This window comes from Glutamicibacter sp. NPDC055354, from assembly GCF_053644955.1.
Window position 1 is genome coordinate 270,400 of record NZ_JBSHMB010000004.1, and the last position, 20,764, is coordinate 291,163.

The 20,764-nt window shown below is 60.8% G+C and carries 22 protein-coding genes, 1 tRNA gene and 1 pseudogene; 15 read left to right on the top strand and 9 right to left on the bottom strand.

Translation table 11 applies throughout. The annotated features are described in order from the left end of the window. Positions 1–309: 309 nt before the first annotated feature. Both ACWICV_RS16350 and ACWICV_RS16355 read left to right on the top strand, forming a co-directional pair. Entirely contained in the window at positions 310–888 is a 579-nt protein-coding gene (locus tag ACWICV_RS16350; protein WP_365943098.1) for a hypothetical protein, read from the top strand. Beyond that, positions 873–1,601, top strand: a complete 729-nt coding sequence (locus tag ACWICV_RS16355) for a glycosyltransferase family 2 protein (protein WP_402473637.1) — start codon at positions 873–875, stop codon at positions 1,599–1,601. The genes ACWICV_RS16350 and ACWICV_RS16355 overlap by 16 nt, the downstream gene beginning before the upstream one ends. A gap of 83 nt (positions 1,602–1,684) precedes the next feature. Here the strand turns inward: ACWICV_RS16355 and ACWICV_RS16360 are convergent, their stop codons facing one another. Further along, complete coding sequence (locus ACWICV_RS16360; protein ID WP_454091349.1) at positions 1,685–2,440, bottom strand: CPBP family intramembrane glutamic endopeptidase; 756 nt, start codon at positions 2,438–2,440, stop codon at positions 1,685–1,687. A gap of 90 nt (positions 2,441–2,530) precedes the next feature. Next, the gene (locus ACWICV_RS16365; protein WP_454091350.1) at positions 2,531–2,839 is read right to left on the bottom strand and encodes a hypothetical protein; all 309 of its coding nucleotides are present in this window, start codon (positions 2,837–2,839) and stop codon (positions 2,531–2,533) included. A 43-nt stretch (positions 2,840–2,882) separates the two neighbouring features. Here ACWICV_RS16365 and ACWICV_RS16370 point away from each other — a divergent pair, with 43 nt between their 5' ends. The 8 genes and pseudogenes from ACWICV_RS16370 to ACWICV_RS16405 all read left to right on the top strand — a co-directional run bounded on the left by ACWICV_RS16370 (position 2,883) and on the right by ACWICV_RS16405 (position 7,780). Then, positions 2,883–3,014, top strand: a complete 132-nt coding sequence (locus ACWICV_RS16370; RefSeq protein ID WP_365943102.1) for a hypothetical protein — start codon at positions 2,883–2,885, stop codon at positions 3,012–3,014. A gap of 461 nt (positions 3,015–3,475) precedes the next feature. Beyond that, the gene (locus ACWICV_RS16375) at positions 3,476–3,631 is read left to right on the top strand and encodes a hypothetical protein (RefSeq protein ID WP_365943103.1); all 156 of its coding nucleotides are present in this window, start codon (positions 3,476–3,478) and stop codon (positions 3,629–3,631) included. Between the two features lie 53 nt (positions 3,632–3,684). Then, entirely contained in the window at positions 3,685–4,227 is a 543-nt protein-coding gene (locus tag ACWICV_RS16380) for a YaeQ family protein (protein ID WP_402473635.1), read from the top strand. A 97-nt stretch (positions 4,228–4,324) separates the two neighbouring features. Then, positions 4,325–5,527: a glycerophosphodiester phosphodiesterase family protein gene (locus tag ACWICV_RS16385; protein ID WP_402473634.1), complete on the top strand. Its 1,203-nt coding sequence runs from the start codon at positions 4,325–4,327 to the stop codon at positions 5,525–5,527. A 331-nt stretch (positions 5,528–5,858) separates the two neighbouring features. Beyond that, positions 5,859–5,969: pseudogene (locus tag ACWICV_RS16390) on the top strand (helix-turn-helix domain-containing protein); the annotation flags it as partial. Positions 5,970–6,371: 402 nt separating this feature from the next. Continuing rightward, positions 6,372–6,809: a hypothetical protein gene (locus ACWICV_RS16395; protein ID WP_402473633.1), complete on the top strand. Its 438-nt coding sequence runs from the start codon at positions 6,372–6,374 to the stop codon at positions 6,807–6,809. A gap of 41 nt (positions 6,810–6,850) precedes the next feature. Beyond that, the gene (locus tag ACWICV_RS16400; protein ID WP_402473632.1) at positions 6,851–7,543 is read left to right on the top strand and encodes a hypothetical protein; all 693 of its coding nucleotides are present in this window, start codon (positions 6,851–6,853) and stop codon (positions 7,541–7,543) included. A 21-nt stretch (positions 7,544–7,564) separates the two neighbouring features. Then, entirely contained in the window at positions 7,565–7,780 is a 216-nt protein-coding gene (locus ACWICV_RS16405) for a hypothetical protein (RefSeq protein ID WP_133835086.1), read from the top strand. Between the two features lie 386 nt (positions 7,781–8,166). Here ACWICV_RS16405 and ACWICV_RS16410 read toward each other — a convergent pair. Both ACWICV_RS16410 and tadA read right to left on the bottom strand, forming a co-directional pair. After that, positions 8,167–8,257, bottom strand: a tRNA-Ser gene (locus tag ACWICV_RS16410). Positions 8,258–8,351: 94 nt separating this feature from the next. After that, on the bottom strand, positions 8,352–8,828 hold the full coding sequence (tadA, locus tag ACWICV_RS16415; protein ID WP_105658823.1) for a tRNA adenosine(34) deaminase TadA: 477 nt from the start codon (positions 8,826–8,828) through the stop codon (positions 8,352–8,354). A gap of 169 nt (positions 8,829–8,997) precedes the next feature. On the opposite strand from tadA, the gene upp reads away from it, so the two are divergent. Further along, positions 8,998–9,645: a uracil phosphoribosyltransferase gene (upp, locus tag ACWICV_RS16420; protein WP_105658822.1), complete on the top strand. Its 648-nt coding sequence runs from the start codon at positions 8,998–9,000 to the stop codon at positions 9,643–9,645. Between the two features lie 35 nt (positions 9,646–9,680). On the opposite strand, the gene ACWICV_RS16425 is transcribed toward upp, so the two are convergent. Beyond that, positions 9,681–11,192, bottom strand: a complete 1,512-nt coding sequence (locus ACWICV_RS16425) for a sensor histidine kinase (protein ID WP_105662484.1) — start codon at positions 11,190–11,192, stop codon at positions 9,681–9,683. After that, the gene (locus ACWICV_RS16430; RefSeq protein WP_105658820.1) at positions 11,189–11,929 is read right to left on the bottom strand and encodes a response regulator transcription factor; all 741 of its coding nucleotides are present in this window, start codon (positions 11,927–11,929) and stop codon (positions 11,189–11,191) included. Before ACWICV_RS16430 ends, ACWICV_RS16425 begins: the two co-directional genes overlap by 4 nt. Before the next feature lie 614 nt (positions 11,930–12,543). On the opposite strand from ACWICV_RS16430, the gene ACWICV_RS16435 reads away from it, so the two are divergent. The 4 genes from ACWICV_RS16435 (at position 12,544) to ACWICV_RS16450 (ending at position 16,903) form a co-directional block, all read left to right on the top strand. After that, positions 12,544–13,329, top strand: a complete 786-nt coding sequence (locus ACWICV_RS16435; RefSeq protein ID WP_105658819.1) for a winged helix-turn-helix domain-containing protein — start codon at positions 12,544–12,546, stop codon at positions 13,327–13,329. Positions 13,330–13,398: 69 nt separating this feature from the next. Further along, positions 13,399–13,926 carry a SixA phosphatase family protein gene (locus ACWICV_RS16440; RefSeq protein ID WP_454091351.1) on the top strand — a complete coding sequence of 176 codons (528 nt, stop codon included), beginning with the start codon at positions 13,399–13,401 and terminating at the stop codon, positions 13,924–13,926. Positions 13,927–14,153: 227 nt separating this feature from the next. Further along, positions 14,154–15,281 (top strand): DUF1611 domain-containing protein, encoded by a 1,128-nt coding sequence (locus tag ACWICV_RS16445; protein ID WP_454091352.1) that lies wholly within the window; start codon positions 14,154–14,156, stop codon positions 15,279–15,281. 8 nt (positions 15,282–15,289) lie between these two features. Continuing rightward, positions 15,290–16,903: an ABC transporter transmembrane domain-containing protein gene (locus ACWICV_RS16450; RefSeq protein ID WP_105658816.1), complete on the top strand. Its 1,614-nt coding sequence runs from the start codon at positions 15,290–15,292 to the stop codon at positions 16,901–16,903. Here the strand turns inward: ACWICV_RS16450 and ACWICV_RS16455 are convergent. From ACWICV_RS16455 to ACWICV_RS16465, 3 genes are read right to left on the bottom strand one after another with little or no spacing between them, the layout of a single operon-like run. Continuing rightward, the gene (locus tag ACWICV_RS16455) at positions 16,900–17,511 is read right to left on the bottom strand and encodes a TetR/AcrR family transcriptional regulator (protein WP_400291237.1); all 612 of its coding nucleotides are present in this window, start codon (positions 17,509–17,511) and stop codon (positions 16,900–16,902) included. The two genes, ACWICV_RS16450 and ACWICV_RS16455, sit on opposite strands and share 4 nt — an antisense overlap. Next, a complete protein-coding gene (locus ACWICV_RS16460) occupies positions 17,508–19,838 on the bottom strand; it encodes a YhgE/Pip family protein (protein WP_454091353.1) in 2,331 nt (776 codons plus the stop codon). The genes ACWICV_RS16455 and ACWICV_RS16460 overlap by 4 nt, the downstream gene beginning before the upstream one ends. A gap of 3 nt (positions 19,839–19,841) precedes the next feature. Then, positions 19,842–20,624: an ABC transporter ATP-binding protein gene (locus tag ACWICV_RS16465; protein ID WP_454091354.1), complete on the bottom strand. Its 783-nt coding sequence runs from the start codon at positions 20,622–20,624 to the stop codon at positions 19,842–19,844. Positions 20,625–20,764 lie beyond the last annotated feature (140 nt).

Genomic DNA, 20,764 nt, shown 5'->3' on the forward strand with positions numbered 1-20,764 from the left:
AGAGTGTATTTCCAGACGATCATCGTAATCTTGCCGAGGCGCTCCTTTAACGGGGCCCTCGTATATTCTGCCCCAGGCTCGGGGTACACAAGGGCCAGGATCGGGTGCCTAGGTGGCATGAACCGTCGATGGCATCGATTCAGGTATTAGGACTCATGTCCGGAGCATGGCGTGCCTTCTGGGTTTGCGGATGCCGGGCTGCATGACGCGGGTTGTGGGCCAATCCCCGGAATTAGTGAAGGCTCATCGAAACCAGTATCCTTACTGCAAATTGCAAGGCCCGGCAAACAGCGTGGTGGGAGGAAATAAGTGACAGCGACAGGTTACGAATCGACTTTTCGACTGCACACGAGTGATTCGCTGCGCGCAGCTGCGCTCGTGTTGATACCAGTTGTTTTGCTGGCAGCCGGATCAGCCGCGGCGGCAGCGATGGCGCTGGTTTCTGGTGGGACCTGGTTGCTCCGGTACTATGCCGCGTCGCGTACTCAAGATGTGATGGGGCAACTCGTTTTCATAGCCGCTGGAGCTTTCAGCGCGTTTGACGTGTACCAAGTGATCTGGTGGCTGGACCTCGCAGTCCACTTCGTTACCACGGCCACTGTCACCCTCCTGCTCTTTGACGTCGCAACTCATCGAAAGATTCTAAGACCGCCTTCAAACTCGGCTGAAGAACACAAAATAGCAGGCTGGCTGCTGGTGAATGGCACCTTAGCGGCTGTTCTGTGGGAAATCGGAGAATGGGCTGGCTACTTCTTGATTTCCCGGAGTATCGGGGTCGGAATCAGCGACAGCATTACTGATTTACTCGCCGGCATGCTGGGCATTGTCCTGGCAGTGTGCTGGATCAAGCGGATAAGGAGCTTCGGACGCGCATGCGAATCAGCGTAGTAGTCCCGGTGCTGAACGACGAGCACCATCTCCGAACGCTACTGGAAAAGCTTGCGTCGCAGACGCGGCAAGCAGACGAGATCATTGTGGTTGATAACGGATGCACCGATGATAGTGCTCAAATCGCTCGTTCCGCCGGGGCAAAAGTCATTGTTGAGAGAACTAGAGGCATCCCCGCCGCCGCAAGTGCCGGTTACGACCAAACCTCGGCGGAGATCATTGTGAGGTGTGATGCCGATTCGATCCCGCCGGACAATTGGCTTGAGAAGGTCCATGAAGAATTCGCCGGGAACCCCGCTATTGATGCTCTGACCGGCCCCGGTTATTTCTACGACCTTCCGCGGGGCCTCCGGACACTCGGCTCGGTCGTTTACGCTTTCGGATATTTTGCCGGCTTGGGTTCAGCTCTTGCGACCGTTCCGCTATGGGGGTCCAATATGGCGTTCAGAAGCAGCCTGTGGGAAGAACTGAGCCATGAAGTATGTCGCGAGGGATCTGCGATCCATGATGATTTGGATTTGAGTTGTGCTTCGCAGGGGAGTTTCGTCCTGAAATTCGTTCCCTCTTTGCGTGTGGAGGCAGCAGGACGGGTTTACGCGCGGCCGGCCGGACTCAGGGCTTCCAGCAAGGTAGCGCTGAACACTCTGGCGAGGCATGGAGGCTTGAAGGGAATCATCAACCGCTGGAGTGCTGTGCTCGGGTTCCATCCTTGATGGATATTGGTCCCTGCGCCGGCGCGGCCTCTCGGCAGCGGCTGGCATGGGTTGGGTCCCTCCGAACTGCGAGCTGGAAATCCTCAGTTAGCTTTGGCGCGGTTCCGGGCGACAACCAGGAACACGACGATGGCTGCCGAGCACACCAAGATGGCCACTATGCTGGCTTCTGGCCCGAAACTTCCCCCGGACAGCCAGTCCGGTCCGCTGCTGGTCGCGGTGACCAGCGATTCGCGGGCTTCGGAGCCGGAGGTGACCGATCCGAACAGGCCGGTGATCGCGAAGTTCCAGCCGAAGTGCACGCCGATGGCCAGCCAGAGGGATCCGGTAGCCAGGTATGCGGCGCCCAGCATGATTCCTGCTTCGATCATGATGGCGAAGGCGCCCCACAATGAGGCATCCGGATTCACCAGATGGACCAGTCCGAAGAGGACGGCCGAGATACCCAGCGCCACCGTTGTGCCCCAGAGGCCGCGCAGCAAGCGGAAGACGACGCCGCGGAAGAATACTTCCTCTGACACCGCGATAGCGCACATCATTCCGGCTACGGCCAGCATCCCGGAAACAGAGCCCCAGCCGGTGATCGCGTAGGCGCCGAAGAGGGCAAGCAAGCCCACTGTGGCACCGGACATCAGCACCCCGAGCCCTGTCCCGACCAGCACATGGCGGACGCCGTTGCTCCTCGGGAATTCTTTTACCTTGCGGTGTTCGACTCGTTGTCCCGCAATGCTGAACAGGCCGATCATTGCCACGGCCAGGATGGGTCCGATAATCAGGGCTGCCACCGGATTGCGTGGCCACGCGGCCAGGGCAATGGCCATCAGCATTGCTATGGCCATTCCAGTGACCATCAGGGTTGTGGAGATCCAGATTTTTGCCTGAGGGAGGGGGATTTCTCGGTAGCTTCTGTCATTCTTGCTCCTTGTTCGCTACCCGTTAATGGGTGTGAACAAGACGCTACGGCGTTGGGGCGCGGGACAAATCACCCGCATCGCGGACTGCGCGCGAAGCCACGAGCCCAAGATCCACAGCGCAGCCAGCAACGCTCCGAAGACGAAGACGAAGGCGTCGGGCACGGTGAATGTGGGGTCAATCCGAATCAGGGCCGCGACAAGCAGGACGTAGCCGGCAAGGAACAGCGATACGGCCAGAGGTCGGTGCCGTTGCACCAGCGCGCCGGCACCTACCAGGGCCACCAGCAGACCGAGAGCCGCGAATGTGGTGGGAAATTCGAGCAATTGGTAAAGCGGCAAACGACGAGAAGGCGAGGGTCAAAGACCAATGCGGCCAGTGGCGCAGTACTGCCACCGAGCCGCCCTGGAACACCACGAGCACTATGCCAAGCAGATTCAGCGGGTGATCGGGGGAGTCCGCCAGCTCAAGGCCCTGCCGTACCAGCCCGGGGACGAATGACAGGCCGATGAGCACCGCAGCGGATACGGCGCCCCAGTTGAATCCGGCCAGCGGCCAACGCACAGTCTTCACTCCGGAATCGTACATCTGCGCCAGGCAGTGCAACGGGCGAAAGATTATCCAGCAACTCTCCGGCGTCGGATCCCCAGCAGGTGGCCGGTGGGTCTCAAGGAAGACCGTGCTGGCGGGACGTGAAGCCCAAGAAGAATCGTGGCGTCGGTAGCGGTTCCGTGTGCTTGGGGCGAGCGCACCACGAGGTGCGCGTGCACCTCGTACCGGGCTTTTCGGTATTCGCCGGTGGATAGCGCGACGCGGGCTGCCAGATGATATTGAACGGAGTCCCGGTAGCTGCATGCCCGAACTGTTGAGCTCCTTTGCCAGTGGCTCAAGGGGCTGAGTGAGAAAACTGCCACCCCTAGATATGTCTTTTATCCGCGAGCTGTATCAAATAGGATGTATTTATGAAGACTTTGTTCGTTGTTTCTGCCATTCTTTTTGCTGCTTGTTCGGTGCTTTCCTTTAGCGGAAATCCAATGGTTGGCATCTTTGCGGCCGTGGCCAGCTTGTCATCGCTGGCAGGATTCTTCGTGGTTCGAAACTGCGAGGCGAAGGCTTAGCGCACGTACCTCTCGTCGATGGAGCTGCGGCGTTCACGGTAAACTCGAGAACTATGGCTATCGGCGCGACTATACACACCTTTGAAGTTCAACTTGCTGATGTAGATCGCGGGGTTTACGAGGATCTTTCGCTCCGTGTTGCGCAGCATCCATCAGAAACCGATGCCTACATGGTCACCCGTGTGCTGGCCTACTGCCTCGAATATGAAGAAGGCATCGCCTTCTCGGCCGGAGGCGTTTCCACCGGGGAAGAGCCAGCCATTTTGGTCAAGGACCTGACCGGACTCATTACCGCGTGGATTGAAGTCGGCGCCCCTGATGCCCAGCGCCTGCATTTGGGCAGCAAGCGGGCAGACCGCACCGCCGTCTACACGCACCGCGATCCTGCCAAGCTCCTGGCTTCTTGGCGTGGCAAAACGATCCACCAGTCGCAGGAGATCATGGTGCGCTCCTTCGACCCCAAATTCATTGATGCAGCGGCCCAAGCATTGACGCGCCGCAATGCCATGTCCGTCTCGGTGACCGAGGGGCAAATCTACCTTGAATTGAACGGGACGAATCTGGAAACCCAGTTCAGCACGCATGAGATTGAGTAGAAAAGCTTAATCTCTGATTCAGCTCAGTGTGGGGTCGCAGTCATCAGCGCGCGGAAACATGGCCGGTGTACACCAATGACACCGACGGAAGTGCTCCATGAAACTGCGCAATATCACCCTTGGCACGGCAACTCTGGCTTTGGCCGTCACCCTGGCAGCTCCCGCCGTGGCTGCTCAGATCGAACCGACTGGATCTGATCCACTGATCATCGGCCACCGCGGAGCAGCAGGCGTGGCACCGGAGAACACCTTGGCTGCCATCAAGGCAGGCAGCCAGTCCGGCGCTGAATTCATCGAAATCGATGTGCAGCTGTCCAAGGACGGAGTACCGTTCATCTTCCACGACGGTACGCCCTCCCGCACCACGAACGTGGCAGAGGTCTTCCCTGGCCGCGTCAATGACCCCATCACGTCATTTACCTGGGAAGAACTGCAGCAGCTCGATGCCGGTTCCTACTTCTCAGACGAGTTCGAGGGAACGAAAATTCCCCATTTCGATGAGGTTCCAGGTGTACTGACCGGTGGCACGGGAGTATTCATCGAAATCAAAGATCCAGCCAAGTCTCCTGGCGTGGAGAAGCTGGTAGCCGACGCGCTGGCTGAGGATCCTGAATGGAAGGCACTGGCAGAGGCCAACAAGATCGAGGTCCTCAGCTTCGACGCAGCATCCAACCAGATCTTTGCCCAACTGGCACCTGAAGTACCACTGCAGCAGCTGGCCGGAACCGTGCCTTCTGCCGCGGAACTGGCAACCTACGCGACCTACGCGGATTCTTTCGGCACTAGCTACCGCACCCTTGACGCCGCCGGTGCGCAGCGCGTGAAGGACGCAGGCTTGGGCCTGGGCGTCTACACCGTCAACGCCGTCGAAGCAACCGATGCTGCACTGGCCCTGGGTGTCGAGCGAATCACCGGCGACTTCCCAGCACAGGTGAACCGCCACATCGCTGGCCAGAAGGATTTCCCTGCCAACAATGGCGTGGTGATTGCCAACGCGATCAATGACGTGCCGGGAGATGACATCGCCCCAGAAAATGGCGAGCACGTGATCCTGGAGAACACCGGAAAGCGCACCATCGATGTCAGCGGCTACATCATTCGCGATGCCGCTAACAACATCCTGGAAATTGGCGAAGGATACGAGCTGGAGACAGGCGATCAGCTGCGCGTGTACTCGGGTCCGGGTACCAACAGCGAAGAAGCCTACTACGTGGACGGACCGGGAATCCTGAACAACGGTGGCGACTCGCTGGCGCTGTGGGATGCCAAGGGCAAGCTCACCGATACCTTCGCGAACTAGCTCTAGGCACAGCAAAACCCCGGGGATCATTGATTCCCGGGGTTTTTCTGGCGGTGACTGTGGGATTTGAAACCTTTAGCAGTCCGTGAGAGTACTCTCAGGGCTCGGATTCGTTTTGTCGGCATGGTGATCGATGCCATGGCTTCCTAGCGTAGATGTTCGTGCTTGTGACTCATAGTCCGTTGTCTCATGGTCATCATAATCAAAAAGCTTGATATATGAACATTCCTGAGCATCGACGCGCGTTTGGCGACCGGGTCCGAGAGTTGAGGAAAGCCAAGGGTTTACGTCGCAAGGAGCCTTTGCCAACCATCCTGAGCTCGACCGGACTTATGTCAGCGGAATCGAGCGTGGTCGCAGGAATCCCACCTTGGACACCATCGTGAAGATTGCCCGTGGTCTCGGCGAGCATCCATCTGCCCTTCTGCCGACCATCGAGTAATCCGAGGCGGGTTTTGCCCTCCTACTTAAGTAGTATTTACGCCGTTCTTATTTAATGATGATTATTAAACGTGCTCGTTTCTGGGGAGATCCGATCCAGAGCGAGGACTTTTGATTCGGTGGCGCGATTCCGGTCGACCCCCGCTTGGCACGGCAGATGATGCGCCGATCTTTACGAGGATGTAGATTTCGATTCATTCAAAAGGTGATAGTCGTGAAGCTTAAACTTCACTCGATTGCGGTCCGGTCAAATGACGACCACTGCATTCCAATCCCAACATCAAGACAACAATTCCGCTCCGGGGTCACGTACCTTGCGATCGCGTTCGTGGCAATCGCTTCTCTGGTCCTGACTCTGAGTACTGCATTGACGAAGCCAGCGGCGGCCGCTTCGTCTCCGGCCGTGACCAGCATTGCCAGCTTTGGCGAGAATGCCGAGAGTCTGCCAAAGTCCGAGGCTGTTCAGTTGGCCAACAGCGCTGATCTTCCAACGGAGTCGCTCTCAGGCCTGAAGGTCGATCGTTCAGACGTTCAGGCATGGTCGATGTCCGACGGGACATCGTATGTCAGTTACCCGCTCGTTGGCGACGGCGTTCAGCTCGCCACAGTCGGTGCGCTGCTTGATAAGTCTGGCAACGTTGCGCAGCGCACAGAGATGGCTTTCATTGGCGACGACGTATCTGGTCATGCCCGCATGTGGGTCGACGGAAATCTGACCATGGGCAAGCAATTGACCACAGCTGGCGCGGAAAACAACGTCACCACATATGCCGGTTTCTGGGACAAGCTCAACAACTGCCTTGCATCGCCGCAGCCGCGGGCGTATGGGGCGGTCAGGTAGGATATTGCATCGACCAGGCCCAGAAATAGGAAGTGGTCAACATGAAAAAGATCTCGAAAGCAATCATCGCGATGGTTGCAGGCTGGGCGATGCTCTTCGCGGTTGCTAGTCCGGTCAACGCTTCCGAAGGTTCGTTCCTAAACAACGAGCCGCTTTCGGAGTCAGCTGTCGAGCGGGCGATCGCAAGTGCCGAACCGAGTTTCGATGCTCAGCTGCGAAACGGTGCAGAAGTCGATATCAAGCAGGCAAACGTCGCCCGGATCAATGGCTCCAGTTCGCTGATGGTGGCAGCGGCTACGTCTGGGGACGGCCACGACGAGGGCTCCTTCGCCGTTGCCGTGGTTGACGCTGCTGGAGACGTTGTCCAGAGCTTCGCACAGGTTCAAGCCACGTACACCAGCGACAGCACTGCCGAGGTGAAGCAGTGGGTCGATGGGAGTTTGCTCAAGCAGTGGACTGTTGAAGCTACTCCCGAAGCTGAAGCTCGGGCTGCGAAAGCCTTGAGCGCCATGTCTCCTGAAGGCTCGTCGGTGGGCGTTGCGGCCGCTGGCAACGAAGGTGTGATCAAGTGCCTCAACGCGCTGGGCATCTCCACCATGGCGGCGCTCGTGATCATCTCCACCTGTGCGGCGTTCTGTGCTGTTACCGTGGGAACAGGCTGCATCATCTGCGTGGCTAGTTTCACCGCTGTTGCTGGCGCATCCGTAGGACAGTGCCTGAGCGGTGCCAGCTAGGCACGAGAAAGGAAACGGCAAATGACAAAGCAACCTAGCAATTCGTCTGCCGCCAGGAAGAGCACCGTAGTGGTGCTTCTGTTCCTTGCGGTAGCCGCGATCAACCTGCCACGGGTCCCTCAGCTTACCGACTACGCCGTGGTTGGATGGGCTGTTGGCGGAGTACTGCTGCTAGCAGCGCTGATCCTGGCGTTCACCAACTACCGCCACCACTCGAAGACCAGCACTTCACGATAGTAGGTAACGCCGGCTCGTTCGTCGAATGAGCCGAGACGAGCAATGTCCAGATCCGCTGAGCCTAACCCGAAGAGATCCCCTTGCCGCATACAGCAGCAGGGGGACCTTTCTCTGTGCCCGGCTTCCTGAGGGCAAGCGCGCGCAGCAGGTGCGGCAGCCGGCGGGAGGCTAGAGATCTTTTTCGTCCTGCTTGCGCGATGCCCAGTATGGTCATTCTTCGTTGTGGTTCACCCAGTCGCAGGCGTGCGGGCCTGCATGGTGGTGGTAGCCGTGTTCACAACGAAGGATGGGCATGTCGTAACTACCCTCCGGTGAAATATGCACCATAAGTGCACCATGTCAAATCTTTAAAAGAAGAAAACCCCTGGCTGACCAGGGGTTTTCATTGGCGGTGACGGTGGGATTTGAACCCACGGTACGGGGTTACCGTACACAACATTTCGAGTGTTGCACCTTCGGCCGCTCGGACACGTCACCAGACCTGATAACTCTATAACGAACATCAGGCGAAAACAAAAACGAGAGCGCTGTTTTTGGCCTGAAGTGTTCCGAAACACATCAACGTCGGTTTCTAGCCGCGCTTGCTCCGGAAGAATTCACGCAACAGGTCACCGCATTCTTCTTCCTTGACCCGCGAGTACACCTCGACCCAATGGTTCAATCGCGGTTCACGGACGATATCGAAGACCGAGCCGCACGCGCCGGCCTTCTCGTCCCAGGCCCCGAAGACCAATTTGGGAATGCGCGAAAGGACTATTGCCCCGGCGCACATGGCGCAGGGCTCAAGGGTCACCACCAGGGTGCAGTCGGATAAGCGCCAGCCATCATCTTGTCCCTTGGCTTCCAAGGCCTTGACCGCATTGCGAATGGCGACCACCTCGGCATGCGCCGTGGGGTCCTTGATGGCCTCGCGCTCGTTGCGTCCGGTGGCCAGGACTTCGCCTTCGGGGGAGAGGATGACGGCGCCGATGGGTACGTCATCAGTAGCCAGCGCTTCGCGCGCTTCAGCCAAGGCGAGGTCCATCCAAGCATCAAATTCGTGCACCATAGTGCTTTCACTTTACGTGTTTTGGGACGGTAGCCGGGTGCTCGGAGTGTGGTGCACTGCGCACTGCACTGAAGTTTGCTGTTTCCTTGGGCACACCAAAGTGCTTTAACGGCGGGAAATCGGGGATATCTCTCGATTTGCCTGAGTCGGTGCTGATAGATTTCTACTTATGCGCGTACAGGTAGTCGACCACCCACTGGTGGCACACAAGGTTTCGGTTCTTCGTGATAAGAACACCCCATCCTCGATTTTCCGCCAGCTGACCGACGAACTGGTCACCCTGCTGGCTTATGAGGCAACCCGCGAGGTGAAAACCGAAAACGTTGAGGTGCAGACCCCGGTCGCCACCACCACCGGTACCTCCATTGCCAAGCCGACCCCGCTGGTTGTCCCCATCCTGCGCGCCGGCCTGGGCATGCTCGAAGGCATGACCCGCCTGGTTCCGACCGCTGAGGTCGGCTTCCTGGGCATGGCCCGCAACGAGGCAACCCTGGACATCATCACCTACGCTGACCGCGTGCCAAATGACTTGGCCGGCCGCCAAGTGTTCGTGCTGGATCCGATGCTGGCCACCGGCGGCACCCTGGCCGAGGCCATCAAGTTCATCTTCGAACGCGGCGCAGAATCCGTTACCTGCATTTGCCTGATCGCTGCCCCTGAGGGCATCGAGCGTCTGAAGGAAATCCACGGTGGCGATCATCGCGTGCACATCGTGCTGGCAGCGATGGACGAAAAGCTGGACGAGAAGTCCTACATCATCCCAGGCCTGGGCGATGCCGGCGACCGCCTGTATGGCGTGACCCCGCCCATTGCCTAGTTCCAGCTAAGCGATGTGCCCGAAGGCTGCGGTGACTACACCGCAGCCTTCGGCGTTTCTTCACCGGTTTCGGGCGTGTCCAACGGAAGCCGGACCTCGAAGACGGTATCTCCTGGCTGGGAGGTGACCGTGACGGTGCCCCCGTGGGCTTCGACGATGCTCTTGGCGATCGGCAGGCCCAGCCCGGTCGTGCCATCGGAGCCAGAACGCGCCTTGTCGGCGCGGGTGAAACGTTCGAAGACCCGAGGCAGGAATTCCGGGGCAATGCCCTCACCGGTGTCGTGAACCCGGATGATGGCTTCATCGGTGTCTTCGTCTTGGTCCACCGAAACGGTGACGGTGTTTCCGGCCGTCGTGTGCTTGCGGGCGTTGGCCAAGAGGTTGGTGATCACCCGGCGAAGCGAGGCCGAGTCGCCATTGACAATGGTCTGCGGCGCCTGGCAGTCGAACTCCCAATGGTGGTCGCTCGCGGTGAGCTTGAAGTCCTCGGTGATATCCGATGTCAGCGAGCACAGGTCAATTTCGCTGCGCTTGAACGCATTCTCCTCATCCAGCCGAGCCAGGAGCAGCAGATTCTCAACCAGTGAGCTCATTCGGCTGCTTTGCTGCAGAACGCGGTCCACCGAGCGCTGCCCGTCCGGGGAGAAATGCTCAGTGGCCGAGAGCAGCTCGGTGTAGCCGCGGATCGCCGAGAGCGGAGTGCGCAGTTCGTGCGAGGCATCGGCGACAAATTGGCGCATCTGGGCCTGGGACTTCTCGCGGGCGGTCAGCGCGGTGGAGACGTTGCTGATCATCGCGTTCAGCGCATTGCCGACATTGCCCACCTCGGTACCGGGGACTGCATCTTGCGCCGGGACGCGCTGGGTCAGGTCCACCTTTCCTGAATCAAGCTCTTCGGCGGCAACCGAAGCAGCCACGGTGGCCACGCGCTTCAGCGAGGCAAGCGAGCGGGAGATCAGCCACGAACCGGCCAGGCCCGCACCGGCGATCAGGATCAAGGCGATGAACAGCGTCAGCCAGGCCATGCCGCGCAACGCCAGATCGGTGCTGTGCAGGGGCAAACCGACAATCAGGATGCCGTTGGATCCAGAGTCCTTGACTGCGACGAGGTAATAGTCGCCCACAGTCAGGTGGGCACGTACCGGCTTGAACTGCCCGCCGGCACGCAACGTGCTCAGCTCCAGATCCACCATCGGGATGGCATCTTCCTGGCTCAGCTGCTTCAGCACGCCGGTGCGTTCGTCCAGCACCCCGCCGTTGAAGACGTATTTGTCGACGAACCGCGCGGTCAGCGTGCCGGCGGACTGGCCGGGGGCATCAAGCCGGGAGTTCACCGCTGGTGCACCCTGCGAATAATTCAGCGCGCGTTCGGTGGTGAGCCGCAGCTGGCTGTTGAGCTGGTCCATCAAGGTCTGGCGCATGCCCGCGTTATAGAGCAGGCCGAGCAAGACAGATACGGCGGTGACCGAGGTCAGCAGGATGAGCAGCAGTTTGCGCTGCAGCGCGTGCGGCGAGCTCACCCTGGTATTCGGGGAAAAGAAACTCATGCAGCCGGCTTCAGCACGTAGCCAACGCCACGCACGGTGTGGATCATCGGCTCCGCGTCAACGTCAATCTTCTTGCGCAGGTACGAGATGTACAGTTCGACGATGTTCGCCTGGCCGTCGAAATCGTAGTGCCAGACGTTGTCCAGGATCTGCGACTTGGATACCACACGGCGGGCGTTGTTCATCAGGTAGCTGAGCAGGTCGAATTCGGTGGCGGTCAGCGAAATTTCGCGGCCTGCGCGGGATACGTCGTGCGAGTCCATGTTCAGCACCAGATCGCCGACGACCAATTCAGCGGAATCCGCAGTGGCCGCACCGGAACGTTCCACGAGTCGGTGCAATCGGATCAGGACCTCTTCGAGGCTGAAGGGCTTGGCGACGTAGTCGTCTGCACCGGCCCCCAGGCCCTCGATACGGTCTTCAACCGCGTCCTTGGCAGTGAGGAAAAGTACGGGGATTTCAGGGAAGTGGGTGCGCACCTTGCGCAGCACCTCGGGGCCGTCGAACCCAGGCAGCATCCAGTCGAGAACCAGTACGTCCGGCGCCAGGGAGCGAGCGGTGGCTACTGCTTCGGGCCCATCGTGGGCCATCGTGGCTTCCCAGCCGAGCATGCGGGTTCCCATGGCGACCAATTCCGCCAATGAAGGTTCATCATCGACCACGAGAACTTTGATTGCCGTGCCATCAGGGTGAGTCAGCCGGGGCAATTGCGAAGGGGAGAATCGTGATTCATTCATGTTAATCAGCTTGTCCTATTGCCATGGGCCGAGAATATGTTTTTGCTGTGTGCCAGCTATGACTATAAGTCGATTTTATGCGGGGAAAACCCGAACCGATAGTGGTTAATTTGGTCAACCCCTAAGAACGACGAATGATTGAAGCGTGGACGGACCATAGTGATGAATGAATATTCAGGCCTATGAATGGACCGGACATAATGACGAAGTTCTATTGATATGTTGACCATATTGTTTAGTTAAGCGCTTAGGTAGCCTAGAATTGTCTAAAGTGTTGTGCGTCACGTTTGGAAACATTCGTCTCATTATGTGGACGCAGGTGTTCATTGTTACTTGCAAGTTGCCAATGTTACGAGGAAACTAGAGGTGTGAGTACGGCGCAGGACGGTAAAAGCACCTCGGATTCCAACATCGAGTTGCCCAAGATCGTCCTCAACGAATGCTCGGCGTCCATGGCATCCAAGCCGAATTATGAGTGATTTGTAATCCGATTTTGGGAGTTATTGACGGGAAACCCAACTGCTGAACGTGGACGAAGGCCGCGAACAGCGCAAGCAAAACCCGAAGCATGAGCGCCAAACCACTTGGCCTTCGCACTAAAAGAGGAAAAGATTATGTCGGCTGGTTCCGGATACGTCCACGTTTCAATTCGCAATGCGCAGAACCGCGCAGCAGCTGCGCAGCGTTCAGCTTCTGGCAGCTATGCACCAGCGGGTTACCGTCCGCTGCGCGCGGTTTCCAATGTTCATGAAACACGTGATGCATCGCATCAGCCGGCTAGCACTCCAGTGCAGTCAACAGGCCAGCCAAGCGCCGACACCTCCGCACGCGGCTTCGTGCTCTACGTGGGCCTGGATGAAACTGCCGCCCAGGCGCAGGGCACCTCGCTGGGCAAGCTGGCCACCCAGGTCCGCGCCTTCCTGGCCACTTTGTCGCCGCAAGCGCAGACCCATGCCGCCGTGGCACTGGCTCCAACTAGCGCCCAGGGTGAGCCCATCGATGTAGTTCGCCAGGCTTTGGGCGATCCGACGATTTCCCGCCGGCCACGCGCTGAAGCCCGTCCATCCACCCCGCGCCCATCTGGCGTGCTGATCGACCTCTCGCGCCGCGAAGTCTACCTGGATGGCGAAACCCTGAACCTGACCTTCAAGGAATTCGAGCTGCTGAACTTCCTCGTGGAAAACGGCACCCGCACCGTAGGCCGCGAAGAGCTGCTGGAAAACCTGTGGCGCAATGCCGAAGAAGTCCCTAACGAACGCACCATCGACGTGCATATCCGTCGTCTGCGTTCCAAGCTGGGACGCCTGGCCAATACCGTGCGCACCGTACGTGGCCAGGGCTACCGCTTCTACGAGCACCCAGAAGTTGTTGTCTGGGCAGCTCCGGAATACTCCATCTAGCATCAGCTGGCAGCAGTGGCGGGCAAACCGGGTTCGGTTTGCCCGACACTGCTGTCTTAAGCTGGAACAATGAACACCATGCATTCCCGCAAGCTCATGCTGATGCGCCACGCCAAAGCCGACTACCCGCTGGGCGTCGCGGATCACGACCGGCCGCTGGCGGCCCGCGGGCACCGCGAAGCCCCGGCCGCCGGAGCCTGGCTTGTGGAGAATGGCCTGATACCGGACTACATCATCTGCTCCGACGCGCTGCGTGCGCGCTCCACCTGCGCCTGGGTGCTTTCCGAACTCGGCGAGAAGGGCCCGACCCCCTATGTCGATTCGCGCATTTTCACCGCAGGAGCCTCGCAGTTGTGCTCCATCATCAATGAAGTTCCCGATACGGTCAGCAACCTGCTGGTGATCGGGCACCAGCCGGTGCTCCAGGAATTGGCGCTGCGCTTGGCGGCAATGGACTCGGATGAAGAAGCCGTTTACGAGCTGGCGATGAACTATCCGACCCTGGGAACCACGGTGCTGGAAACCAAGCATCCGTACTCGCACCTGGATGCCCGTGATGCGCGCGTCACGCATTTCTCCGCACCGCGGCCCGCATGAGAGAAGTCTCATCAAGTTTTTTCTAATGCACTAGTCAGCCTGTAAATAAGCGGTGATCTGCCTTTATGAGAAGCAGATGATAGGCCTCTCATCGAATACACCTCGCCACCTCATGAACCGTTCACTTTCAGTTAACCATTGCTCGTTTCACTGGGAATCGTTGGCAGCACGGCCAGCACCGGCAAACCGCAACGGCGGGCCGGAAACACTGAAAGAGGAACAGGCAGATGGCCATCATCGCAGAATCACTTCCAACGCAGACCCCCGCAGCGCGCAATGAAGTGCAGCAGCAGATCGATGCACAGCGCGCCCGCACCATCCGCGCTGCCTACACCACCCGCTTCGTTGCAGCCGAGCTGCAGCGCAATCCGCAGGATTTCGAGATCGTGCGCCGCGCAAACATGGTGCCGCGTGCCGGTGACGTCGTCATCGCGGCTGTGACCGAGCTAGGCAAGCACACGCGCCTGCAGTCCCCGGTTTCCCGACGCCAGCTGATGTTCGTCGGACAGGAAATCATGGTCGCCTACGGCCACCGCTACGCACCAGACCAGTTCCTGGCCCATGTGCCGGATAACCTGGGTCCATGCCAGCTGGTTGCAGGCGGCGGTGTCGCCAGCGAAGTCATCGAACAGCACGCCTCGATCGATATGGCGACACAGCTGCAGCCCACAGGCCTGCTGATGCGCCACGGCAAGGTCGTGAACCTGGTGGACTTCGCTCCCCTGGGCATCGAGAACGCATCGCCGCGCGCAGCGCAGGTTGCCGCGCCGCGCCCGCCGGTGATCGCAGTGCTGGGCACCTCGATGAACTCCGGCAAGTCCACCACCCTGGGATGCCTGGTCAACGGACTGGTCAACTCCGGCATGGAAGTTGCCGCAGGCAAGGCCACCGGCACGGGTGCCGGCAATGATCCGAACCTGTTCACCGATGCCGGCGCCTTCAGCGTCTGCGACTTCACCGACTTCGGCTTCCCAACCACCTACCGCTTGGACTACGAAACCGTGCGCGACTTGCTGGTGGCGATGATCCGCGAGCAAAGCGCCACCGGCGCAGACGCAGTGGTCATCGAGATCGCCGACGGGCTGTTCCAGGGCGAAACTTCCCGCTTGTTGCGCGACCCGATTTTCGCCGAGCATGTAGACCGCGTGCTGTTCAGCGCCCAGGACGCCTTGGGCGCCCAGGCCGGAGAGCGGATCCTGCGCGAAGCAGGCCTGGATGTTGCCGCGGTTTCCGGGGTGCTCACGGCCTCCCCGCTGGCCGCGATGGAAGCCCAGGCGCAGCTGTCCACCCCGGTCGTCGGGACCTTCGACCTGTGCCAGGCAGAGGTTGCCGCCGCCCTGCTGCCAACCCGCTAGGAGCCAAGATGCTGGACCAGAAGATCGCCGTTGAGCAGCCGGCGCAGCCTGGGCGCCTCCCGGCCCTGGTAGCGCCCGGGCGGCGGATGCTGCTGGCCGGATTGCTCAGCCTGGGCATTCTCGCCGGCTTGCTCTCGATTGCCATTGGCTGGCTGATCGGACAGCTCTCGGCCCGCATCAGCTGGGCAGCTCTTGGCGCGGTCCTGGGCTTGGTGGGATGCTTCTTCCTGGCCAAGTACGCTGAACGGGTGCTGGCCGAGAAGCTCGGCCAGCATTATGTGGCCCAGCTGCGCCGCGGGCTGGTCACGCACGCTTTGCGCAGTGCACGCGGTCCGTCCATGGGCATCACCATCGCCCGTTCCACCAACGACCTGTCCTCGATCCGCAACTGGATTGTGCAGGGCATGGTCCCGCTGGTCGCCGGCTTGCCATTGCTGATTGTCAGCGGTGCGGGCCTGTGGTTCCTGCATCCGCTCCTGGCCCTGAGCTTGGCCGCGACCCTGGTGCTCGAGGGCGTCCTGCTGGCGGCCTTGGCCGGGGGTACTTTCCTGAGCGCCAGGACCTTGCGCCGGCACCGTGGAAGCCTGGCCTCGCGCATTGCCGATACCGTCGCGGCGCGGACAGCTATTGCGGCCGGCGGCGGCGTGGAACGTGAAGTGCAAAGGGTGCAGGACTCCTCGCAGAAGGTGATCGATGCTTCGGTGCATCGCGCCCGTTTCGCCGCCGCCCTGCGTGGCGGGGCGCTGGCCATTCCGCTGCTGGGTACCGCGCTGGTTGTGGCGGCGGCCTCGATGGCGCAGCTTCCGCCAGCCGCCGTGGCGACCGCCCTGACGCTGATGGGAATTTGCGCAGGAACCCTGGGCGAGTGGGGCCGCGTGGTGGAGTACCGGCAGAATTACAAGGCGGGCCGGCGAATCATCGCGCCGCTGCTGGCCGAGCAGGAACGCTGGCGGGCCCGCGAAGAATCTTCGGCAAGCACCCGCGATGCCAAGGAGCTAATGCTCCAGCCTTCCTCGGTGCGCATCCAGGTGCCCGCAGGGATGGCCGACCAGTTTTCCACCCTGCGGGCACAGCCCGGGGAGCGAATTGCGCTGCGTGGAAGCCAGGGCCAATGCGCGGCGCTGCTTTCGGCCATTGCTACCGGCGCCCTGGTGCACGGCGCCGACCCGCAGGCCGGGGTGTGGATCGCCGAGGGGCGCAGCGAGGATCTGCCTGCTGCCGGCCGCCGCAAGCTCGTGGGCTCCGCATTGGAATCCATGGTTCCCGAGCGCGGAAGTGTCGCCCGTGCGCTGCGGTATCGCCATCCGGGCGCTTCGCTGCGCAAGGCCGTGGCGCTGGCTGAAACCTGCGGTTTGAAGATGGCCGATTTGCCCGGTGGAGCGGAAGCCCGCTTGCGCCGGGGCGGCGAACCGCTTAGTTCCGGGCAGCAAGCATCGTTGCTGGTGGCACGGGCGCTGTTGCGCGAACCGCCCTTGCTGGTGGTCGATTCGCTGCTGACCCGCTTGCCCGATGGAGCCTACGGCGACGTGGCCGAACTGCTCAACGGCTATCCCGGGGTGCTGCTCTTCAGCGCCGGACTGCCTGGCATCAGGGAAACCGCCAGCTGGGACGCGCAGGCCTAGGAGCCGGCCGCCGGACGGGTAGCGCGAAGCCCATCCACGGTGAGCAGCACGGCGCGCACCGTTTGCCCGCGATCCAGGCCGGTCTGCCCCGAGGCGCGCATCCGGGCAGTAAACAAGGCCGCACCGAAAATACTGGTGGCTACCGAGAGCTTCTGGTCGGGCTCGAGCACGACCAGGCGTTCGAGCACCTCGATGATCAGCCCGGTCACCTGCGTGTGCAGCGGGGTGCTGGCGAACGCATTGGCGGTGTCCGCGCTCAGCTGCTCCTGCATCCACAGATGGGCAAAGGATGGGTAGCTGGCGACGAAGTCCATGGAGAATTCAAGCATCTGCCTCAGCGCAAGGTAGGGGTCTTCCCCGGAGGCCGCACGTGCCAGTTCGCCCATGAGCTTGTGCGCGCCGTAGCTGAGGATCTGGCTGACCAGCTCGTCTTTGGAACCGAAATTGTAGTAGACCGTGCCCTTGGAAACGCCGGCCGCGGCCGCGATCTCGTCCACCGAGACGGACTCGGGGGAGCGCGAACCGAGCAGCTGCATGGCCGCTTCGAAGAGCTTCTCCTTCGAATCCGTGGCCCGCACACGGCGGCGTTGGCCCGTTGGCGTTGTCATTCTTTCAGCTCCGGTTGCAGTGTTTTCAAGCTCCAGGTCTTGTTCTTGCGTACCGCAAGCATACTCAAGACTAGTCCAATGGCGGTGTAGAGCAGCAACGAACCGGCAACCGATGGCAGCACTCCCAGATCCGCGCCGTACATCAGGTGGCGCATGCCGATCACCACATTGCTCATGGGCAGGATCCGGTGCAGCAGGTGCAGCGAATCAGGCAAGGTCTCCCAGGGGAAGGTGCCGCCTGAGGTGACCAGCTGCAGGACCATCAGTACCAGCACCACGAACTTTCCAGCGGTGCCCAGCAGCGCGAAGCACCCCTGGATCAGCGCACTGAAGCATAAGGCAGAACCGGCCAGCAAAGCCCAGATCAGCCACGGGTGGGCGGCATGCAGTCCCAGCCCGAATCGCACCACCGCGTAGAGCAGGCTGGTTTGCAGCACTGCGATGGCGGCGAAGGGCAACCAGCCGCCGATGGAAATTTTCCAGTTGCTGCCGTTGGAAGCCAGCGCGCGCTTGGTCATCGGGCGCATCACCTGGGTCAGGATCAGCACGCCGATAAAGGTCGCCAGGGTCATGAAGAAGGGGGCAAGGCCTTCGCCATAAGCCTGCGCTTCGGCCTGCTTGCTATTGGAGACAGCTACCGGATTGCCCATGACTTCGGCCAGTTGCCCGCTGGTGGACTCATCGGGGTTCGGCACCTTCCCGGTGCCGTCCTCCAGGCCGGCGGCCAATTCATCTGAACCGTCTTGCAGTTCTTCGGTGCCGTCCGAGAGCTCGCCGACTCCATCGGAGAGCTGCACCAGTCCGTTGTGCAGGGCTCCGGTGCCGGCGAGCAGCGTGCCGGCACCCTGATCCAGTTGGCTTGCGCCGTCAGCCGCGTCGGTGGCGCCATTCAATGCGGACTGCTGGCCCTCGGCCAGGGTCTTTGCCCCGGTGTGGGCTTCGGCGGCGCCGGAGGCGAGCTTCGCCGAGCCTTGGGCTGCCGAGCCGATGCCCTTCGCGAGTGCAGGCATGGCGTCATCCAACGCCTTGGTGCCGTCCGCGAGGGTGCCCAGGCCGGTGGCCAGCTGCTGGTTTCCTTCGGCTACCTGCGCCGATCCGTCGGCGAGGGTGTGCAGCTGCGTTTGCAGGGTAGATAACTCGGTATTGACCTGGGTCACTTTGGTATCCAAGGCATTGCCGAGCGTAGAATTCTGCACGCTTTGGCTGACCGTGCTCTGGATGGAATCAGCCTGGTCCTGGGTGAGCACGCCACTGCTGACCAACTCGTCCAGGCGCTGCTGCGTATCTTCCTTGACGCTATCCAGCTGCGTTTTCGTGTTGGCCTGCAGCTGGTCGATTACCGCGATGGCCTCATCTGCCGTGCTGGCCAGCTGCTGGTTGCCGTCTGCGACCTGCTGTGAACCGGCAGCAAGCTGGTCGGCGGCTTCTTTCGCGCTGGCGGCGCCTTGATCCAGCTTCGAGACGGAACCGGGCAGCGCTTTGGTCTGCGTCTTCAAGGTGTGCAGACCGTCGCTCAGCTCTTTGCTGCCGTCGGCCAGCTGCGCGGTGCCGTCGGCCAGTTCGGCGCTGCCGTCGCGCAGCCGGGTTTGGCCGTCGACCAGTTGGCCCAACCCTCCCGACAGGTCGGCGGTGCCATTCTTCAGGGTCTTGGTGCCCGAGTTCAGCTCGGTGCTGCCATCGACGAGCTTGGTGGTGCCATCGGCCAAGGTGACCACGCCATCGCCCAGTCGCAGGGTGCCATCGTAGAGCTTCCCGGCGCCGTCTGCGGCTTCGCCCATCGAATCGTGGATGTCCACGAATCCGGCGATCATCGCCGAAGCCGTTTCGGTTCCCACTTCCTGGGCGACCGAGGTGCGCACCGTGGTAGCCAGCGTTTTGGCGAAGTTGGACACCATGAAGTTATTGGCATCGTTGGTCAGCAGCTCGATATTGGCCTGTTCGGCATCATCGAAATCGCCCGGCGAGACCAGGGCCGAGGAAAAGTCCTCGGGCAGGATCAGCGCAAAGGCGTACTGGCCGGTGGCCACGGCCTGCTCGGCTTCCGCCTTGGAATCCACGTGCGCCCAGCTGAAGGTGCCGTCGTCTTCCAATTCCTCGACGACGTCGTCGCCGACTCGGGTTTTCTCGCCGTCCTGTTCGGCGCCTTCATCCAGATTGACCACGGCGGCCGTGACCTTGTCGAGGTTTCCCTGGGGGTCCCAGTTGGCGTAGAGGTAGAGCGCGCCATAGAGCAGCGGAACGCAGGTGACCGCGATGAGCGCCAGTTTGGGCAAGGTGCCGCGGCTCATCCGCTTGAGCTCGGAGAGGGCAAGTCGCAAAGTTGTCATGGTCTATTCCTTTGCTTCGCACTGAACAGCGTCAGCAAGTTCGTCGGCTGGGAGGAAGAAATCCTGGTTGTCCGCGATGCCCTCGGCCATGGCCAGGTGATCCAGGCCCAGATCGAGTTCGCCTTGGATGAACCCGGTGGATGGATCGGGCAGCGGGAGCACTGCTGGTTCCGGGTCGGCGGCCTGCCCGGTTTGCGGCTGCCAGCACTGGGGCAGCCGGCTGACGATAGCCAGGACTGCGAATTCCCGATGCGAGGAAGCGAAGTTCTCCAGGGTCTCGAGCCAATGCTCGTCTTCCAGATCGTGCCGGTCCGGTGAATCGACGATGAGCAATTCAGGACGGGGATTCTCGGCAGCCAGCAGGAGCTGGAGCTCGAAGAGGCGGCCCGGATCGATGGCATCGCTCCAGCAGCTGGCGATATCGTCGAATCCATGCTGCGCCATCCACTTCCTGGCGCCGGGCTTGCGCCAGCTTGGCCCCGGGATCAGCCCCAGATCTTCTGCGACAAGATCGCAAACCTTCAAGTGGGATTCGGGTTCATTGATCCCCGGCGAATCGACCAGAGCGCTGTGCTTGCGCAGGGTTCGCAGCTTCGGATCCGCATTCCACACCACCGTCCCGGAGCTGGGTGCCATGCGTCCGCTCAGTACAAGGGCCAGCGCGGTCCGGGAAATCTGCGGCTCGGATACCAGCAGCTGCAGTTCACCTCTTTGCAGTTGCACGGAGGTGGGCCCCACGAGCTGGTCGTGGCGTCCCTTGACGGTAATGGAATCTGCGGTAAGCACAGTTAAAGACTAATTGAACTGACCGGTCAGTTCAATTAGTGAAAAGGTTCCTTTAATCACTACTGGACGTAAAGCGTTTGATGACCTTTGATGGTTGTTGGGTACGTCACGAAAAAGCGGGGCAGAGTTCAGGTGCAGTT

Excerpts from the sequence above, each read along its gene's own strand:
- ACWICV_RS16355 (WP_402473637.1), top strand. The coding sequence starts at position 873 with ATGCGAATCAGCGTAGTAGTCCCGGTGCTGAACGACGAGCACCATCTC.
- ACWICV_RS16360 (WP_454091349.1), bottom strand. The coding sequence starts at position 2,440 with ATGGCCATAGCAATGCTGATGGCCATTGCCCTGGCCGCGTGGCCACGC.
- ACWICV_RS16370 (WP_365943102.1), top strand. The coding sequence starts at position 2,883 with ATGCGGCCAGTGGCGCAGTACTGCCACCGAGCCGCCCTGGAACACCAC.
- ACWICV_RS16375 (WP_365943103.1), top strand. The coding sequence starts at position 3,476 with ATGAAGACTTTGTTCGTTGTTTCTGCCATTCTTTTTGCTGCTTGTTCG.
- ACWICV_RS16380 (WP_402473635.1), top strand. The coding sequence starts at position 3,685 with ATGGCTATCGGCGCGACTATACACACCTTTGAAGTTCAACTTGCTGAT.
- ACWICV_RS16385 (WP_402473634.1), top strand. The coding sequence starts at position 4,325 with ATGAAACTGCGCAATATCACCCTTGGCACGGCAACTCTGGCTTTGGCC.
- ACWICV_RS16400 (WP_402473632.1), top strand. The coding sequence starts at position 6,851 with ATGAAAAAGATCTCGAAAGCAATCATCGCGATGGTTGCAGGCTGGGCG.
- ACWICV_RS16405 (WP_133835086.1), top strand. The coding sequence starts at position 7,565 with ATGACAAAGCAACCTAGCAATTCGTCTGCCGCCAGGAAGAGCACCGTA.
- tadA (WP_105658823.1), bottom strand. The coding sequence starts at position 8,828 with ATGGTGCACGAATTTGATGCTTGGATGGACCTCGCCTTGGCTGAAGCG.
- upp (WP_105658822.1), top strand. The coding sequence starts at position 8,998 with ATGCGCGTACAGGTAGTCGACCACCCACTGGTGGCACACAAGGTTTCG.
- ACWICV_RS16425 (WP_105662484.1), bottom strand. The coding sequence starts at position 11,192 with ATGAGTTTCTTTTCCCCGAATACCAGGGTGAGCTCGCCGCACGCGCTG.
- ACWICV_RS16430 (WP_105658820.1), bottom strand. The coding sequence starts at position 11,929 with ATGAATGAATCACGATTCTCCCCTTCGCAATTGCCCCGGCTGACTCAC.
- ACWICV_RS16435 (WP_105658819.1), top strand. The coding sequence starts at position 12,544 with ATGTCGGCTGGTTCCGGATACGTCCACGTTTCAATTCGCAATGCGCAG.
- ACWICV_RS16440 (WP_454091351.1), top strand. The coding sequence starts at position 13,399 with ATGAACACCATGCATTCCCGCAAGCTCATGCTGATGCGCCACGCCAAA.
- ACWICV_RS16445 (WP_454091352.1), top strand. The coding sequence starts at position 14,154 with ATGGCCATCATCGCAGAATCACTTCCAACGCAGACCCCCGCAGCGCGC.
- ACWICV_RS16450 (WP_105658816.1), top strand. The coding sequence starts at position 15,290 with ATGCTGGACCAGAAGATCGCCGTTGAGCAGCCGGCGCAGCCTGGGCGC.
- ACWICV_RS16455 (WP_400291237.1), bottom strand. The coding sequence starts at position 17,511 with ATGACAACGCCAACGGGCCAACGCCGCCGTGTGCGGGCCACGGATTCG.
- ACWICV_RS16460 (WP_454091353.1), bottom strand. The coding sequence starts at position 19,838 with ATGACAACTTTGCGACTTGCCCTCTCCGAGCTCAAGCGGATGAGCCGC.